15 protein-coding genes are annotated in these 14,822 nt (G+C 63.9%); 1 reads left to right on the plus strand and 14 read right to left on the minus strand.

All coding sequences use genetic code 11. The annotated features are described in order from the left end of the window. Positions 1 to 260: 260 nt before the first annotated feature. The 11 genes from phnE (NKH02_RS18995) to phnG form a co-directional block, all read right to left on the minus strand. Positions 261 to 1,628, minus strand: a complete 1,368-nt coding sequence (gene phnE, locus NKH02_RS18995; RefSeq protein WP_352870043.1) for a phosphonate ABC transporter, permease protein PhnE — start codon at positions 1,626 to 1,628, stop codon at positions 261 to 263. Beyond that, complete coding sequence (phnE, locus tag NKH02_RS19000; protein WP_352880684.1) at positions 1,629 to 2,585, minus strand: phosphonate ABC transporter, permease protein PhnE; 957 nt, start codon at positions 2,583 to 2,585, stop codon at positions 1,629 to 1,631. Positions 2,586 to 2,643: 58 nt separating this feature from the next. Beyond that, positions 2,644 to 3,552 carry a phosphonate ABC transporter substrate-binding protein gene (gene phnD / locus NKH02_RS19005; RefSeq protein WP_352880686.1) on the minus strand — a complete coding sequence of 303 codons (909 nt, stop codon included), beginning with the start codon at positions 3,550 to 3,552 and terminating at the stop codon, positions 2,644 to 2,646. A 172-nt stretch (positions 3,553 to 3,724) separates the two neighbouring features. Then, a complete protein-coding gene (gene phnC / locus NKH02_RS19010) occupies positions 3,725 to 4,582 on the minus strand; it encodes a phosphonate ABC transporter ATP-binding protein (protein ID WP_352870039.1) in 858 nt (285 codons plus the stop codon). Positions 4,583 to 4,856: 274 nt separating this feature from the next. Continuing rightward, positions 4,857 to 5,474 (minus strand): DapH/DapD/GlmU-related protein, encoded by a 618-nt coding sequence (locus tag NKH02_RS19015; protein ID WP_352880688.1) that lies wholly within the window; start codon positions 5,472 to 5,474, stop codon positions 4,857 to 4,859. After that, positions 5,471 to 6,178 (minus strand): phosphonate C-P lyase system protein PhnL, encoded by a 708-nt coding sequence (gene phnL, locus NKH02_RS19020; protein WP_352880690.1) that lies wholly within the window; start codon positions 6,176 to 6,178, stop codon positions 5,471 to 5,473. Before phnL ends, NKH02_RS19015 begins: the two co-directional genes overlap by 4 nt. Positions 6,179 to 6,181: 3 nt before the next feature. Further along, complete coding sequence (gene phnK, locus NKH02_RS19025) at positions 6,182 to 6,958, minus strand: phosphonate C-P lyase system protein PhnK (protein ID WP_352880692.1); 777 nt, start codon at positions 6,956 to 6,958, stop codon at positions 6,182 to 6,184. Further along, the gene (locus NKH02_RS19030) at positions 6,955 to 7,866 is read right to left on the minus strand and encodes an alpha-D-ribose 1-methylphosphonate 5-phosphate C-P-lyase PhnJ (protein ID WP_352880694.1); all 912 of its coding nucleotides are present in this window, start codon (positions 7,864 to 7,866) and stop codon (positions 6,955 to 6,957) included. Before NKH02_RS19030 ends, phnK begins: the two co-directional genes overlap by 4 nt. Beyond that, positions 7,863 to 8,975, minus strand: coding sequence for a carbon-phosphorus lyase complex subunit (locus tag NKH02_RS19035; protein WP_352880695.1), 1,113 nt, complete (start codon positions 8,973 to 8,975; stop codon positions 7,863 to 7,865). The genes NKH02_RS19030 and NKH02_RS19035 overlap by 4 nt, the downstream gene beginning before the upstream one ends. Before the next feature lies 1 nt (position 8,976). Then, positions 8,977 to 9,588, minus strand: a complete 612-nt coding sequence (gene phnH, locus NKH02_RS19040) for a phosphonate C-P lyase system protein PhnH (RefSeq protein WP_352880697.1) — start codon at positions 9,586 to 9,588, stop codon at positions 8,977 to 8,979. Next, positions 9,588 to 10,049, minus strand: a complete 462-nt coding sequence (gene phnG / locus NKH02_RS19045; RefSeq protein ID WP_352880699.1) for a phosphonate C-P lyase system protein PhnG — start codon at positions 10,047 to 10,049, stop codon at positions 9,588 to 9,590. Before phnG ends, phnH begins: the two co-directional genes overlap by 1 nt. Before the next feature lie 119 nt (positions 10,050 to 10,168). Between phnG and phnF the strand changes: the two genes are divergently transcribed. After that, complete coding sequence (phnF, locus tag NKH02_RS19050; RefSeq protein WP_352870047.1) at positions 10,169 to 10,918, plus strand: phosphonate metabolism transcriptional regulator PhnF; 750 nt, start codon at positions 10,169 to 10,171, stop codon at positions 10,916 to 10,918. Positions 10,919 to 11,073: 155 nt separating this feature from the next. Here phnF and NKH02_RS19055 read toward each other — a convergent pair whose 3' ends face one another. From NKH02_RS19055 to NKH02_RS19065, 3 genes are all read right to left on the minus strand, one after another. After that, the gene (locus NKH02_RS19055; protein WP_352870026.1) at positions 11,074 to 12,093 is read right to left on the minus strand and encodes a zinc-binding alcohol dehydrogenase family protein; all 1,020 of its coding nucleotides are present in this window, start codon (positions 12,091 to 12,093) and stop codon (positions 11,074 to 11,076) included. Between the two features lie 72 nt (positions 12,094 to 12,165). Continuing rightward, a complete protein-coding gene (locus NKH02_RS19060; protein ID WP_352880701.1) occupies positions 12,166 to 13,131 on the minus strand; it encodes an ABC transporter permease in 966 nt (321 codons plus the stop codon). Continuing rightward, on the minus strand, positions 13,128 to 14,681 hold the full coding sequence (locus NKH02_RS19065; RefSeq protein ID WP_352880702.1) for a sugar ABC transporter ATP-binding protein: 1,554 nt from the start codon (positions 14,679 to 14,681) through the stop codon (positions 13,128 to 13,130). Before NKH02_RS19065 ends, NKH02_RS19060 begins: the two co-directional genes overlap by 4 nt. Between the last annotated feature and the right edge of the window lie 141 nt (positions 14,682 to 14,822).

Below are 14,822 nucleotides of genomic sequence, written 5' to 3' on the forward strand. Positions count from 1 at the left end.
GCGTAGGCGCCTTCCTTATATGGGACTGAGCAAAGCCGCCCAACACCTGCCGCCGCGTTCCTTCACACCCCCCTCTGTCCTGCCGGACATCTCCCCCGCAAGGGGGGAGATTGGCAGTTCCGCTGTCGGCGCCTTCCTTCCAACGCTGGAGACTAGCGAAGGCCGACGGACATCTGATCTCCCCCCTTTGCGGGGGAGATGTCCGGCAGGACAGAGGGGGGTGCTGTCCCGCCGACTTCTCATGAGACGGCAGCCGCTGATCACCCCTGCTCGGCCTGGATCCTGTTGTAGTCGTGGATGGTCTGGCTCAGCCGGCGGCGCAGGAAATTGGAAATGTTGTCGAAGACGAACACTACGACCAGGGTCAGCAGCACCATGTAGAAGACGTTGGCCCAGTTGGAGTTGGTGCGCATCGCTTCCCATAGCTTCAGGCCGATGCCGCCGGCTCCGACGGCGCCGATGATGGTCGCGCCGCGGGTGTTGGATTCCCACTGGTAGAGCGTCTGGCTGATGAACACCGGCACCACTTCCGGCAGCACGCCGTAGCGCTGCACCAGAAGGCCGTTGGCGCCGGTCGAGATGATGCCCTCGCGCGGCTTGTCGTCGATGTTCTCCAGCGCCTCGGAATAGGTTTTGCCGAGCGTGCCGATCTCGGTGAAGAAGATAGCCGCACTGCCCGCCAGTGGTCCCGGCCCGAAGGCACGGGTGAAGAACAGCGCCCAGATCAGCATGTCGATGGAACGCATGAAGTCGAAGAAGCGCTTGAGCACCTGGTTGACCAGCCGGCTGGGTGTGATGTTGCGGGCGGCGAAGAAGGCGAGCGGGAAGGCGACGATGCCGCCAAGCAAGGTGCCGAGAAAGGCCATGACGATGGTCTGCACGAGCTTGGTCCAGACATCGCCATGCTGCCACTGGGCGTTGTTCCAGATGTTGTCGCCGGCCAGCGCCAGGTTGGAGATGCCGGGTTTGAGTTCGGGCCCTGAGACGATCAGCGAAGCGACTTCGCCTGGCGACTTGCCGAAAAAGGGCGATCGCGTGTCGAAGATGAAATTCGGCCAGCCGAGAAAGCGCTTGCGTACCCTGACGCGATCAACGGCGACGCGGGCCTCGCCGGCAAAGCCCATGTCGGCGACGACCTCGTCCTCATGCGCCGTGATCCAGCCGGGAACCGGTCCGGAGATCAGCGGCTTGCCGGTGCCTAGCCCGACCGCAACGGTCTCACCGTTGGCAATTATCGTCGCTTGAGTCTTGTTGAAGGTGATCGACTTGGTGGTGCCGTCGATCAGGATCGTCACCGAACCATTCGGATTGGTCTTGACCCAGTCCGGATTTGGATTCGGGCCGAGCACCGAGAAGCGTGGGTATTTGGCGGTGATCTGCGGCTCATCGAGGCGGAAGATCGGCTGCACGTCGTAGCTGATCCACTGGGTCAGGAACAACGGCAGGCGCTCCCAGTGCGATTCCCGCATCACCTGCGGCAGATTGAAGAACCACAGTGCGTAGAGAAGGTAGAAAAAGATCCCGCCGAGCAACAGCAGCGGCCCGAAGCGTTTCTGGAACGGCCGCTTGAACACCTGCGGAAAGCGCTCCTCGATCGACTGGATTTCATCGGCGGTCATCGTCGTCATTCACGGACTCACAGCAAAAGCCTGCTCGCCGATTAGCTTGCGGCGCAACCAGGCGGAGAACTGGTCGACGATAAAGATCGTCGTGAACAGGAGCAGCACCAAGGCTATCGTCTTGGCGCCAAAGCCGCGCGAGATGGACAGTTTCAGTTCCTCGCCGATGCCGCCGCCGCCGACCGCGCCCATGATGGTGGAAATGCGGACGTTTATTTCAACGCGCAGCAGCGTGTAGGACATGAAGTTGGGCAGCACCTGCGGCAGACCGGCAAAGCGCACCCGCTCGAACCAGTTGGCGCCGACCGCCCTCAGGCCTTCCTCGGCGCGCATGTCGATGTTCTCGTTGATCTCGTAGAACAGCTTGCCCAGCGCGCCGATCGAATGCAGGCCGATGGCGATGATGGCGGCGATCGGGCCGATCGAGACGATGGCCGCGAACAGGCCGGCGATGACGATCTCGGGAAAGGCGCGCAGCAACTCCATGAAGCGCTTGACGATCAGCCGCAGCACCGGATGCGGCGTCAGGTTGCGCGCCGCGATGAAGGAAAACGGCACGGCAAAGACGAAGCCGATGAAGGTCGAGACCAGCGCCACGTTGAGCGTGGTCAGCATCAATTCGAAATATTCGGGGATGTAGAAGCTGCCCCAGACATAGGCGCGGCCAAGCGGAAAGTTGAATTCCTGGGTGCCGGTGTCATGCGGAGAAGCGATGTCGAACATCGCCCGCCAGACATCGTTCCAGTCCTTGGGGACGAGCCAGCTCAGGAAATCCAGCAAATGCGGCAGCCGGTCGAAGAAATGCCCGGCATTGGCCTCGTCGGCGAACCACATGGTGCCGCCGAGCGCGACAATGAGCAGGCCGACACCGATGGCGGTGTAGAGCCGGCGCAAGGACGTCTGGCGACGCCAGGCGTCGGCCATCTGGTGAGTGGTGCCGGAAGGGGCTGTCACGGAAAGGGTCATGATCGGACATGCAAGAAGGGCGGCGTTTTCTCGACGCCGCCCTTCCTGATTTTTGCCGTTAGCCGCCGATGGCTGCCTTACGAGCTTCGACGATGACGTTGTAGAAGTCTGCCTTCACTGGGACGTAGCCGGTAAAATCGCCGCCTTCGACGCCTTCGAAGCAAGCCTTGTCCTTCTTGGGCAGCTGCGTGAAGAAGTCGGCGAGCTTGGCGGTCATGTCGTCGCCGAGCGCGGTGCGCACGACCAGCGGGCCGTTCGGGATCAGGCCCGAGCGCCAGACTTCGGCGAAGTCGTTGGGGTCGACGGCGCCCTTGGCGACTTCCTTGTGGAAGGTGCCGGAGGTGTAGCCGTCCTTGAAGTCGCCGATGCCGGAGGAATCATCCACCGACACGTCGACCTTGCCGTCGCGCACGGCTAGCACGTTGTTCTCGTGACCGCCGTTGAACTGGGTCGAAGCGAAGAAGGTTTCGTTCGAAGCGCCGGTGTCCTTCGGGATCTGGGTCAGCGGGATCAGATAGCCGGAGGTCGAATCCGGATCGGCGTAGCCGAGCTTCTTGCCCTTCGCCGACTTGATGTCGGTGATGCCGGAGGATTTCAGCGCCAGGCCGATCGAATAGTAGCCGGTGGCGCCGTCGGTCTGCTGAGTGGTGAGGATCGGGGTGACCGCCTTCGGATCCTTGAGAACGACGCTGGCGTAGCCGGAAGCGCCGAGTTCGGCGAAGTCGAGCGTGCCGCCGAGCAGGCCCTGGATGACGCCATCATAGTCGGCGGCGGGGAACAGCGAGACCTTTTCGAAGCCGAATTCGGTCTTCAAATGGTCGGCGAGGCACTGGTAGTTGCGCAGCCGGTCGGTTTCGTTTTCGCCGCCGAGAATGCCGACGCGAAATTCCTTCATATCGGCCGCGTGGGCCATGCTGGTCGCCATGGCGAGCACCGAAACGGCGCTGAAAACCATCTTCCTGAACATCTGATATCTCTCCTGTAGGTTCCGGCCCCGCGCCGGCAGCGTTCTTGAGTTTGACTGTGCCCTTGACGTGGGCTGGCGATCCCGACCGCTCTCTTGTTTGTCCATGATCTCCGGACAAAACGGGTTCCCGTTTGTCCTAGAAAACCGGATTCCACTTTTCGGGATCATGGACTCAATATCCCGGAAATGCGGGTTCGAGCGGTCCGGCGGATGCGGCGATCTTTCGGCTGAAGGCAACGCTGGTCGAGGTGATGGCCTCTGAGATTTCCTGGCCATTGCTATCGGCGCCATAGACGAGGCGCACGGCCTCGCGGTTGAGCTCTTCCGGTGGGCCGTCGAAGACGACTTTGCCGGCGGCCATGCCGATGATGCGGTTGCAGTAGGTGCGGGCGGTATCCAGCGTATGCAGATTGGTGACGACGGTGATGCCTTCGCGCAAATTGATGTCCTGCAGCGAATCCATCACCACCTTGGCGTTGAGAGGATCGAGCGAGGCGATCGGCTCGTCGGCGAGAATAACCCTGGGCTGCTGCATCATGGCCCGGGCAATGGCGACGCGCTGCTGCTGCCCGCCCGACAAGGTGCCGGCGGGCTGCAGCGCGGTGCGGGCGATATCGAGCCGCTCGAGTGCCGCGACCGCCTCGGCGCATTCGGCGCGGGAGAACATGCCGAACAGGTTGGTGATGGTAGAACGGTGGTTCAGCTTTCCGAGCAGCACATTGGTCAGCACGTCGAGGCGTGGTACCAGGTTGAACTGCTGGAAGATCATGGCGCAGTCGCGCTGCCAGCGCCGCAGCGGCGAGCCGCGCAACTGGGAGACCTCGGCGCCGTCAAAAAAAATCGACCCCTGGCTGGGATCGATGAGACGGTTGATCATGCGAAGAAGGGTTGATTTGCCGGCGCCCGAACGGCCGATAATGCCAACCATCTGACCCTGCGGGATCGCGATGTTGATGTCGTTGACGGCAGTGTTCTTGCCAAATCGTCGGGTGACACCGCGGATTTCGAGCGTGGCAGAAATTGCTGGCATGGGCAGGTTCCAGTCCGGATCATATTGATCGTCAGGCTCTCGCCTAACGCAGCCACATGAACCTGCCGTGTCGCGGTGATGTCAGTTTTGTTACGCTCCACAGGTGTGGGCTACGGCCGGCCGGGGACCAGGAGTCCCTCGAAGCGCTTCATGTCCCTGAAGTTGCAGAAGGCCGTAGCCTTGCTTTCGATCACGGGAGCCTGCTGCTCGAAGAGCTTGAGAGAGTCATCGAACAGGTCCTCCCATGCGGCTGCCATGACGATGATGTGAAGAACTATCCTTCGTATTTTTCCAAAAACGCCTCGGCGGACATTTCCCGAAAATCCTCTAGGCAGGCACGTAGCCTGGCATGGTCCCAGTCCCACCAGGCAAGCGCCTGGTAGCGTTCGGCTGTGCGGCGGTCGAAGCGCTCTCGGATCGGCTTGGCCGGCACGCCTGCGACGATGGTGTAGGGGGCGACATCCTTCGAGACGACGGCGCCGGCGCCGACTGCGGCGCCATCGCCGACGGTGACGCCGGGCAAGATGGTCGAGCCATGGCCGAGCCAGGTGTCATGGCCGATGTTGACCCGCCTGGCGCGGCGCTGGGCGAAGAACTCGCTCTCGTGCTCGGCGTCGTCCCAATAATCCGAGGCGCGATAGGTGAAATGGTGCAGCGTCGGCCGCCAGGTCGGGTGGTTGGTGGCGTTGATGCGTACGCTTGCCGCGATGTTGGAAAACTTGCCGATCGTGGCGCACCAGACGGCGCAGTCCTGCATCATGTAGGAATAGTCGCCGAGTTCGCTCTCAGAAACCCGGCTGCGGTCGGCGATCTCGGTCCAGCGGCCGAGGGTCGAGTTCTGCACGTCCGCCGTCGGGTGGACCAGCGGCGCTTCCGAGAGCTTCCTGGTCATGCGGCGATTTTTCCGGGAGCGAAAGCGGTGACGTCGATGATGCGGTCGGCAACCGCCTCGCGCACGTCGTGGTCATGGAAGATGCCGAGCAGGGCGACACCCGCCGCCTTCTTGGCGGCGATGAGTTCGATCACCACGTCGCGGTTCCTGGCATCGAGCGAAGCTGTCGGTTCGTCGAGCAGCAGGATCGGGTGCTCGGTGATGAAGCCGCGTGCGATGTTGACGCGCTGCTGCTCGCCGCCGGAGAAGGTCGCAGGCGGCAATGCCCAGAGTTTCTCCGGCAGGTTGAGCTGCGCCAGCAAAGCGCGTGCCTTGCCGCGGGCAATCTCGCGGTCCTCGCCACGCTCGACCAGCGGTTCGGCGACGACACCGAGCGCCGAGACCCGCGGCACGGTGCGCAGGAACTGACTGACATAGCCGATCGTTTGCCGGCGTATGGCAAGCACGGTGCGCGGGCTGGCGGTGGCAAGGTCGATCAGCCCGTCATCATGGCTGACGATGATCTGGCCCTCGTCAACGGCATAGTTGCCGTAGAGCATCTTGAGGATCGAGCTCTTGCCGGTGCCGGACGGGCCGCCGAGCACGGTGCATTCGCCGGCCCTGATCGAGAACGAGACGCCGGCGACGACGGGCAGTTTGATGCCGTCGCGCAGATGCATGGTGAAGCTCTTGGCGACGTCTGAGACAACAAGCGGCGTTGGCATGATTTACACCTGCAAGATCGAGGAAACGAGCAACTGGGTGTAGGGCGCGCGCGGATCGTCGAGCACGCGGTCGGTGAGACCGCTTTCGACGACGCGGCCGTCCTTCATCACCATCATGCGCTGCGACAAAAGCCGCGCCACGGCGAGGTCGTGGGTGACGACGATCGCCGCCAGACCAAGATCGGTGACCAGACCGCGCAGCAGGTCGAGCAGGCGCGCCTGGACCGAGACGTCGAGGCCGCCTGTCGGCTCATCCATGAACACCAGCCGTGGCCCGGTAACGAGGTTGCGAGCGATCTGCAGGCGCTGGCGCATGCCGCCGGAAAAGGCGCGCGGCTCGTCGTCGATGCGGTCCTCGTCGATCTCGACGCGCGACAGCCAGTCGACGGCGGTGGCCCGGATCTTGCAGTAGTGGCGGTCGCCGACCGCCATCAGCCGCTCGCCGACATTGGCGCCGGCCGACACCGTCATGCGCAGGCCGTCGGCGGGGTTCTGGTGGACAAAACCCCAGTCGGTGCGCATCAGGAAGCGGCGCTCGGCCTCGCTCATGCGGTAGAGCTCGCGGAACTGGCCGTCGCGCATGCGGTAGCTGGCGGTGCCGGAACTCGGCAGCAGCCGCGTCGACAGGCAGTTGAGCAATGTCGTCTTGCCGGAGCCGGACTCGCCGACGACAGCCAGGACCTCGCCCGGCCACAGGTCGAAGGAGACGTTGTCGCAGCCGACGCGCGAGCCGTAGAATTTGGAGAGCGCGGAGACGCGCAGCAGCGGTTCGTCGGTCATTGCGCCGGCTCCCTGTTTCCTGGGGCAAGATGGGTTTCAGGGGCAAGATGGCCGCGATGGCCGTCCGCCCGCCGCTTCTCGCAGTGATCGGTGTCGGAGCAGACGAACATGTGGCCGCCATGGTCGTCGAGGATGACCTCGTCGAGATAGACGTTCTCGGCCGCGCACAGCGCGCAGGGCTGGTCGAAGGTCTGCACTTCGAACGGATGATCCTCGAAGTCGAGGCTGACCACAGCGGTGAAGGGCGGCACCGCATAGATGCGCTTTTCGCGGCCGGCGCCGAACAGCTGCAGTGCCGGCGAGCGGTGCATCTTGGGATTGTCGAATTTCGGCGTCGGCGACGGGTCCATCACATAGCGGCCCTCGACCTTGACCGGGTAGGCATAGGTGGTGGCGATGCGGCCGTGCCTGGCGATATCCTCATAGAGCTTGACGTGCATCAGGCCATATTCCTCCAGAGCATGCATCTTGCGCGTTTCGGTCTCGCGCGGTTCGAGGAAGCGCAGGGGTTCGGGGATCGGCACCTGGTAGACAAGCACCTGGCCCGCGGTGAGCGGATGTTCGGGAATACGGTGGCGGGTCTGGATGATGGTCGCGCTGGCGGTATCGGTGGTCACCGCGACATTGGCGACCTTCTTGAAGAAGGCACGGATCGACACCGCATTGGTGGTGTCGTCGGCGCCCTGGTCGATGACCTTCAGCACGTCGTCGGGGCCGATGATCGAGGCGGTGACCTGGACACCGCCGGTGCCCCAGCCATAGGGCATCGGCATTTCGCGCGAGGCGAACGGCACCTGATATCCGGGAATGGCAATGCCCTTGAGGATCGCCCGGCGGATCATCCTTTTGGTCTGTTCGTCGAGATAGGCGAAGTTGTAGGTGGCGATGTCTGTCGGTTGAGCGGTCATTCCGCGGCCTCCCGCTTCTCTTCGACCTTCGCCGGGTTTTCGCGGGCGTCGTATTCGGCGCGCATGCGGCGCACGAGGTCGAGCTCGGCCTGGAAGTCGACATAGTGCGGCAGCTTCAGATGTTCGACGAAGCCGGTCGCCTGGACGTTGTCGGAATGCGAGATGACGAACTCCTCGTCCTGGGCGGCCGCGACGACATCCTCGCCGAGTTCTGTCGCACGAAGAGCGCGGTCGCACAGCGCCATCGCCATCGCCTTGCGCTCGCTCTGGCCAAAGACGAGGCCGTAGCCGCGGGTGAATTGCGGCGGCGCCTTGGCCGACCCCTTGAACTGGTTGACCATCTGGCATTCGGTAACGCGGACAATGCCGAGCGGCACCGCGAAGGGCAGTTCGGGCACGTCGAGCTCCAGCTCGACCTCGCCGATGCGGATCTCGCCGACAAAGGGATGGTTGCGGGCATAGCCGCGCTGGGTGGAATAGCCGAGCGCCAGAAGGAATCCCTCATCGCCGCGCGACAGCGCCTGCAGGCGGATGTCGCGGGCCATCGGGAATTCCAGCGGCTCGCGGGTGATGTCGCCGGGGACGTGATCCTGCGGCATCTCTCCATCCGGCTCGATCAGGCCCTCGCGGGCGAGGATCGCCGAGACGCGCGGCATGGCTTGCGCTTCCGTCTCGCGCTGCAGCGGTTCGGCGACGTCACCTCCGGCGGCAAGCTCGGGATCGAGCAGCCGGTGGGTATAGTCGAAGGTCGGGCCGAGCAGCTGGCCGCCGGGCAGGTCCTTGTAGGTCGCCGACACGCGCCGCTCGACCAGCATGTTGGCGGTGTCGATCGCCTTGGAGTAGCCAAAGCGCGGCAGCGTGGTGCGATAGGCGCGCACCAGGAAGATCGCTTCGATCATGTCGCCGCGCGCCTGGACGATGGCGAGTGCCGCCAGTTCGCGGTCATAGAGCGAGCCTTCGCTCATCACCCGGTCGACGCCGAGCGCCAGTTGCTCGACGATCTGGTCGAGGCGAAGGGCCGGCACCGAACGGTCGCCACGGCGGCGGTCGGCAAGCAGGCTGTGGGCGTTGGCGATTGCGGCCTCGCCGCCTTTTACCGCGACATACATCTTACGCCTCCATCGTCTTGATGCGCGTGGTGCGCGGCAGGCAGGCAATGCCGTCCGATGTGGCGAGGATGATGTCGACGCCGCGCGGAAAGCGCTTGATATTCTGCTTCCACTGTTCGACGAAATGGCGCGGCATCTGTGCCGGCGCGATCGTGGCGCTGGTTTCGATGCCGGGCCCTTCGAGCAACAGCGGCATGCCGGAGACGAGATCGCTGATCTGCAGGATCAGCGTGGCCGAGCGGTCGGGATAATCCTGCGTGCCCTGCGAAAAGCCGTCGAGCGCCATCATCTCGGCTGGCGTTGCAACAAACGCGAAATGCGCATCGGGCGGCGTGTTGGCCAGTGGCGCGCCAGTGTGGAAACCGAGCCAGGGTTTGATGGCAGTGGAAGCCTGCAAAGCCGGGTCGAGCCAGAGCGGCGTGTCGTTGTCGCACAGCGCCAACGCTATGGCGCCGGCGGTTGCCGATAGCGGCGCCGGCGGGCGGGCGAAGGCCGGCAGCGGCTGCACGCTGCCCGGCCGCGCCATTGCGTCCATGACGGCGCGGAACACGGTCTGTGCGTTGAAGACCGGATCGGCGAAACCGCCGTCTATCGATTGGGCTGCGATGTCCATCAATCTTCTCCGCGAACCATGGTGAAGAAATCCACCTTCGTTGCCGCCGTCTCGGCGCGGCGTTTTTCATGGGCGGTGGTCAGGGCCGACCGGAGAGGGGCAATCAGCCTGGTTTCGACCTCGTTGCGGCGGGCCGGGTCCTGCCACAGTGCGTCGGCGATGGCCGCAAGCCTTGTCTTCTGCTTGTCGCGGCCAAGCGCATAGCAATGGCCGACCTGCCCGGATGGTAGCCGGACGGTGGCGCGGGTGACGGTCGCCTCGCCGACATTGAAGGGCGCGCCGCCACCGCCGATGCGGCCGCGCACGGTGACTAGGCCGGTTTCGGGGCCGCGCAGCAGTTCTGCTTCCGAAGGCAGTCTAGCCTCGTTCCAGAGCCGCACGATGTCATCGCCGCTGGATTGCGCCAGTGTTGCCATGGCGGCCTTGCGCTCGGCCTGGTCGCGGGCTTCCTGTCCTCGCATGAGCAATAGTCCTTGTGCCAAATTTGTCTATTGATATAGACAACTATACAAATTATACCCATTATTTAGCGCGAGTCCATGACGGGTGGATGACAGGGCTAAAAGGCTGGGGGCAATCAATGGTCGGGCGGCTGGCAGCGGACAGCATCGAGCGACGCAGCGGCGTTTCGCTGTGGCGGCAGATCGCCGACAAGATCCTACAGGCGATCGCCATCGGCGATTTCGCCGAAAACGCAGCGCTGCCGCCGGAGGTGGCACTGGCCGAGCGCTATGGCGTCAACCGCCACACGGTGCGCAGCGCCATATCAGCCCTTGTGCAGGAAGGGGTGCTGCGGGCCGAGCAGGGGCGTGGCACCTTCGTGCGGTCGCGCAAGCGGCTGTCCTATCCGATCGGCGCGCGCACACGCTTTTCGACAGGCCTGCAAGGGCAGACGTCGGAACGGCACATCGTCCTGCTTGCCTCCTCGGTCGAGCCGGCCAGCCAGCGCGTTGCCGAGGGGCTGGGGCTCGCCAAGGGGGCCGACGTGATCCGCCTGGAAACGCGCGGCGAAGCCGATGGGCGGCCGGTGTCGCGCGCTGCCGGCTGGTTCGATGCCAGGCGCTTTGCCGGCATCGATGCCGCCATGGCCGAGACCGGTTCGATCACCGCGTCGCTGGCCCGTTTCGGCATCGACGATTATCTCAGGCAATCGACCGTGCTGTCGGCGCGCCATGCCGATGCGGCGGACCTTGCCGACCTCGACCTGCAGCCGGGCGCCATCGTGCTGGTCACGGTCGCTGTCAATGTCACGCCGGACGGCCAGCCGATCCAGTTTTCCGAGTCGCGCTTCCCGGCCGAGCGCATCGAACTCAAATTGTCAGCTCTGTAGGGAGTGCCGACCTTATACGAGACTGTGATTTATCTGACTCACGCTGATATCAGGCCAGTTCGGTCGCGCTCACCTGTCAGCGTCGGCGCATTTGAGAACCGGCTTCGATCTGCGCGGGGCGTCGTCAATTCGGACCGGGTTCACCGCCTGCCATGTTATGACCCCACCTCGATCACGGCCTTGATCAGGCCGGATTTCTCGTGCGCCCAGCGGGCGAGATCGTGCGGCGTGCCGGCCAGCGTGGTGCGGTGGGTGACGAGCTTGGCCAGCGGCACGGCGCCGTTGCGGATCGAGGCGGCGACGTGATCGAAGTCGGCGCGCAACGCGTTGCGGCTGCCGATGAGCGTCATCTCGCGTTTGTGGAATTCCGGATCGGAAAAGCTGATGTCGTCCTTGACGACGCTGACCAGCACCAATGTTCCGCCATGCGCGACATGGGCGAAGGCCGACTGCACGGACTGGGTGTTGCCGGTGGCATCGAAGACCACATCGAAACCTTCGCCTGATGTCGCCTCCTTGACCAGATCGGGCACCGCGCCGCGCGAGCCGTCGAGGGTCTGGAAGCCAAGCTCGTTCGCGGCGAAGGCGAGCCTTTCGCTGCTCATGTCGAGCAGCGTCGCATCGAGACCGGCGATGCGGGCGAAGATGGCGGTGCCGAGCCCAATCGGGCCGGCGCCGATGACCAGCGTGCGTGCGCCGGAATCGGCGCGTGCACGCCGCACGGCATGCGCGCCGATGGCCAGGAACTCGACGGCGGCGGCGTCCGCCAGCGACAGGCCATTGGTGGGATAGAGATTTTGCGCCGGCACCAGGATGCGTTCGCACATGGCGCCGTCGCGATGCACGCCGAGCACCTCGATCCTGACGCAGCAATTCGGCTTGCCGTGCCGGCAGGCGATGCACTTGCCGCAGGAAAGATAGGGGTTGATGACGACCGGTTCGCCAACGGCAAGATCGACACCTTCACCGGTCTCGACGATTGTTCCCGCCACTTCATGGCCCATGATGCGGGGATAGGCGAGGAACGGGTGCTTGCCCTCGAAGATATGGTAGTCGGTGCCGCAGATGCCGACATGGCTGACGGCCACCAGTGCCCAGCCGGCAGGTGGCGCGCCGGGCGCTGGACGGTCTTCCAGGACAAGGTCACCGGGCGAGCGGCAGACGACGGCTTTCATGCGCAATTCCAGTCTGTAGTGAAATCGCCGGCCCGGCAGTCATGTCGGGCCGGCGACCGATTTGGGTTCGGCCTACTTGCCGCGACGGCGCAGCCCGTCGAAGTAGACGATGATGATGATAAGCGCGCCGGTGATGATGCGCTGCCAGAACGAGTTGACGTTGAGCAGATTGGCGCCGTTGTTGATGGTGGCCAGGATAAAGGCACCAAGCAGCGGCCCATGAACCGAGCCGACGGCACCGAACAGCGAGGTGCCGCCGATCACCGACGAAGCGATCGCCTGCAACTCCCAACCTTCGGCCTGGGTCGGGTTGCCGATGCCGATGCGGGCGGCAAGCAGCACGCCGACGAAGGCCGCGCAGAGGCCGGACAGCGTGTAGGCCATGTAGATGGTGCGCTGGACATTGACGCCGGACAGGCGCGAGGCCTCGGCGTTGGAGCCGACCGAAAACAGGTACCGGCCCCAGCGGCTGTGATGCAGGAAGATATACGCCGGAATGCCGACCAGGATCACCATCCAGAACAGGTTGGGGATGCCGATGAAGGAACTGCGCGAGAACGCGGTGAAGGTGTCGCTGTTGATGTTGATCGAATTGCCGTTGGTCATCAAAAGGCCGATGCCGCGCAGCGAGGTCAGCGTCGCCAGCGTGATGATGAAAGGCGGCAGGCCCATCTTGACTATGCCGAAGCCGTGAAACATGCCTATGGCGACACCGACCAGCAATGTCACCACAATGGCGAGCCAGATCGGGAAGCCGGCATTGATCATCATGGCGACGACGACAGTGGCGAAGCCGACAACGGCGCCAACGGACAGGTCGATGCCGCCGGTGATGATGACGAAGGTCTGGCCGACCGCCATGATGGCGATCATCGAGCCTTGGCGCAAAAGGTTGGCGATGTTGTTGCCGGAGGCGAAGCTCGGCGTCGCCACTGAAAGCACGATCCACAGCAGCACCAGCAACGCCAAAAGCGTCAGCCCAAACAGGACGTTATAGTTGCGCTTCGGCTTTTCGACAGCAATCGCCTCGGTGCTCATATCTGTCCTCCCTGCTTTTCTTGTTTCTCGGCGAGCGCCTGCGTGAGAATGTCCTCGTGGCTGGCGGCGCGAAACCCGTGCGTCGCCACCAGTTTGCCGCGCCGGAACACATGCAGCGTGTCGGCGAGTTCGTAGACTTCCGGCAGATAGGACGAGATCAGGATGATGCCTGCGCCCTTCGACAGCAGCGCACCGAACAGACGGTAGATCTCGGCCTTGGTTCCGACATCGACGCCGACCGTCGGCTCGTCGAAGATGAACAGCTTGGCGCCGTGGGCCAGCCATTTGCCGATGACGATCTTCTGCTGGTTGCCGCCCGACAGGCTGGACGCCAGCGCGCCGCGCGTCGGTGTCTTGATGCGCAGATCGGCGATCTGGCGATCGGCCTGCGTCTTTTCCTGCGCGCTCGAAATCAGCAGGTTGTTCGAAATGCGCTTGTAGATCGGCAGGTTGAGATTGAGTCCGACCGGCAGGTTGAGGCAGAGGCCCTGGTCGCGGCGGCTTTCCGGCGCCAGCGCCATGCCGAGCTTGATCGCGTCATGCTCGGAATTGACCTGAACCTCCTTGCCTTCCCAGAGAATCTGGCCGGCCGATTTACGGTGGCGGCCGTAAAGCGTGGTGACGAACTCGCTGCGCCCGGCGCCGATCAGGCCGTAGAGCCCGACGATCTCGCCGGCGCGGACCGTCATCGACACATTTTCGAACCCCTTGCCGGAGAGGTTCGTGGCTTGGAGGATCGCCGCGCCGGGCGTAAAATGTTCCTTGTGATAGATCTGCTCGATCGAGCGATTGATCATCATCTTGACCAGCTCGGCGTCGTTGGTCTCGGTGATGTTGCGGGTGCCGACCAGCGTGCCGTCGCGCAGTACCGAGACACGGTCGGCGAGTTCGAACACCTCTTCCATACGGTGGCTGATGTAGATGATCGTCACGCCCTCGCCCTTCAGCCGGCGGATCAGGGTGAAGAGCTGATCAGTCTCCTTGCGGGTGAGGTAGGCGGTAGGCTCGTCGAAGATCAGGAATTTGGTGCCGCGCACTGTGGCGCGGGCGGCGGCGATCAGCTGCTGCTGGCCGATGGTCAGGTCGCCGAGCGTGACGTGTGCCGGCAGGTCGAAGCCGAGATCGTCGATGATCTTCTGCGCTTCCTTGACCATGGCGCGTTGCTGCAGGATGCCGAAGCGGGAATTCTCCTCGCCGAGGAACATGTTGGCGGCGACGGTTAGGTGCCGGCAGAGTACGACTTCCTGGTGCACGGCGTTGATGCCGAGCGCCATGGCCTCATGCGGCGTCGCCAGAGCAGCCGGCTGGCCCTCCCAGATGACCTCTCCGGAGGTGCGCGGCATGACGCCGGTCAAAAGCTTGATGAGGGTCGACTTGCCGGCGCCGTTCTCGCCGACGATGGCGTGGATCTCGCCGGACTTGAAGGCGAGGTTGACCGGCTTGAGCGCGTGGGTGCCGGGATAACGCTTCTCCAGCCCGCGCAATTCGAGGATGGTCCGCCCCGGTTCCAGCACGGGTGCCGGATGCAGTTCCTGCGCCGTCGAAATCATGACAATCCTCCCAGATTGGCCGCACGATTGGCACGCGGCGAGGCAAGGATATGCCTCGAAAACAGCCTAGCCCAGGCTTGTGGATTGCCAAGCCGTTTGTGCCGGCAGCGGAAGTCTCCGGGGCCTGCGCCCCGGAGACGA

Source organism: Mesorhizobium sp. M1396, assembly GCF_040317725.1.
Classification (GTDB): Bacteria; Pseudomonadota; Alphaproteobacteria; order Rhizobiales; family Rhizobiaceae; genus Mesorhizobium.

Excerpts from the sequence above, each read along its gene's own strand:
- phnE (WP_352870043.1), bottom strand. The coding sequence starts at position 1,628 with ATGACGACGATGACCGCCGATGAAATCCAGTCGATCGAGGAGCGCTTT.
- phnE (WP_352880684.1), bottom strand. The coding sequence starts at position 2,585 with ATGACCCTTTCCGTGACAGCCCCTTCCGGCACCACTCACCAGATGGCC.
- phnD (WP_352880686.1), bottom strand. The coding sequence starts at position 3,552 with ATGTTCAGGAAGATGGTTTTCAGCGCCGTTTCGGTGCTCGCCATGGCG.
- phnC (WP_352870039.1), bottom strand. The coding sequence starts at position 4,582 with ATGCCAGCAATTTCTGCCACGCTCGAAATCCGCGGTGTCACCCGACGA.
- NKH02_RS19015 (WP_352880688.1), bottom strand. The coding sequence starts at position 5,474 with ATGACCAGGAAGCTCTCGGAAGCGCCGCTGGTCCACCCGACGGCGGAC.
- phnL (WP_352880690.1), bottom strand. The coding sequence starts at position 6,178 with ATGCCAACGCCGCTTGTTGTCTCAGACGTCGCCAAGAGCTTCACCATG.
- phnK (WP_352880692.1), bottom strand. The coding sequence starts at position 6,958 with ATGACCGACGAACCGCTGCTGCGCGTCTCCGCGCTCTCCAAATTCTAC.
- NKH02_RS19030 (WP_352880694.1), bottom strand. The coding sequence starts at position 7,866 with ATGACCGCTCAACCGACAGACATCGCCACCTACAACTTCGCCTATCTC.
- NKH02_RS19035 (WP_352880695.1), bottom strand. The coding sequence starts at position 8,975 with ATGTATGTCGCGGTAAAAGGCGGCGAGGCCGCAATCGCCAACGCCCAC.
- phnH (WP_352880697.1), bottom strand. The coding sequence starts at position 9,588 with ATGGACATCGCAGCCCAATCGATAGACGGCGGTTTCGCCGATCCGGTC.
- phnG (WP_352880699.1), bottom strand. The coding sequence starts at position 10,049 with ATGCGAGGACAGGAAGCCCGCGACCAGGCCGAGCGCAAGGCCGCCATG.
- phnF (WP_352870047.1), top strand. The coding sequence starts at position 10,169 with ATGGTCGGGCGGCTGGCAGCGGACAGCATCGAGCGACGCAGCGGCGTT.
- NKH02_RS19055 (WP_352870026.1), bottom strand. The coding sequence starts at position 12,093 with ATGAAAGCCGTCGTCTGCCGCTCGCCCGGTGACCTTGTCCTGGAAGAC.
- NKH02_RS19060 (WP_352880701.1), bottom strand. The coding sequence starts at position 13,131 with ATGAGCACCGAGGCGATTGCTGTCGAAAAGCCGAAGCGCAACTATAAC.
- NKH02_RS19065 (WP_352880702.1), bottom strand. The coding sequence starts at position 14,681 with ATGATTTCGACGGCGCAGGAACTGCATCCGGCACCCGTGCTGGAACCG.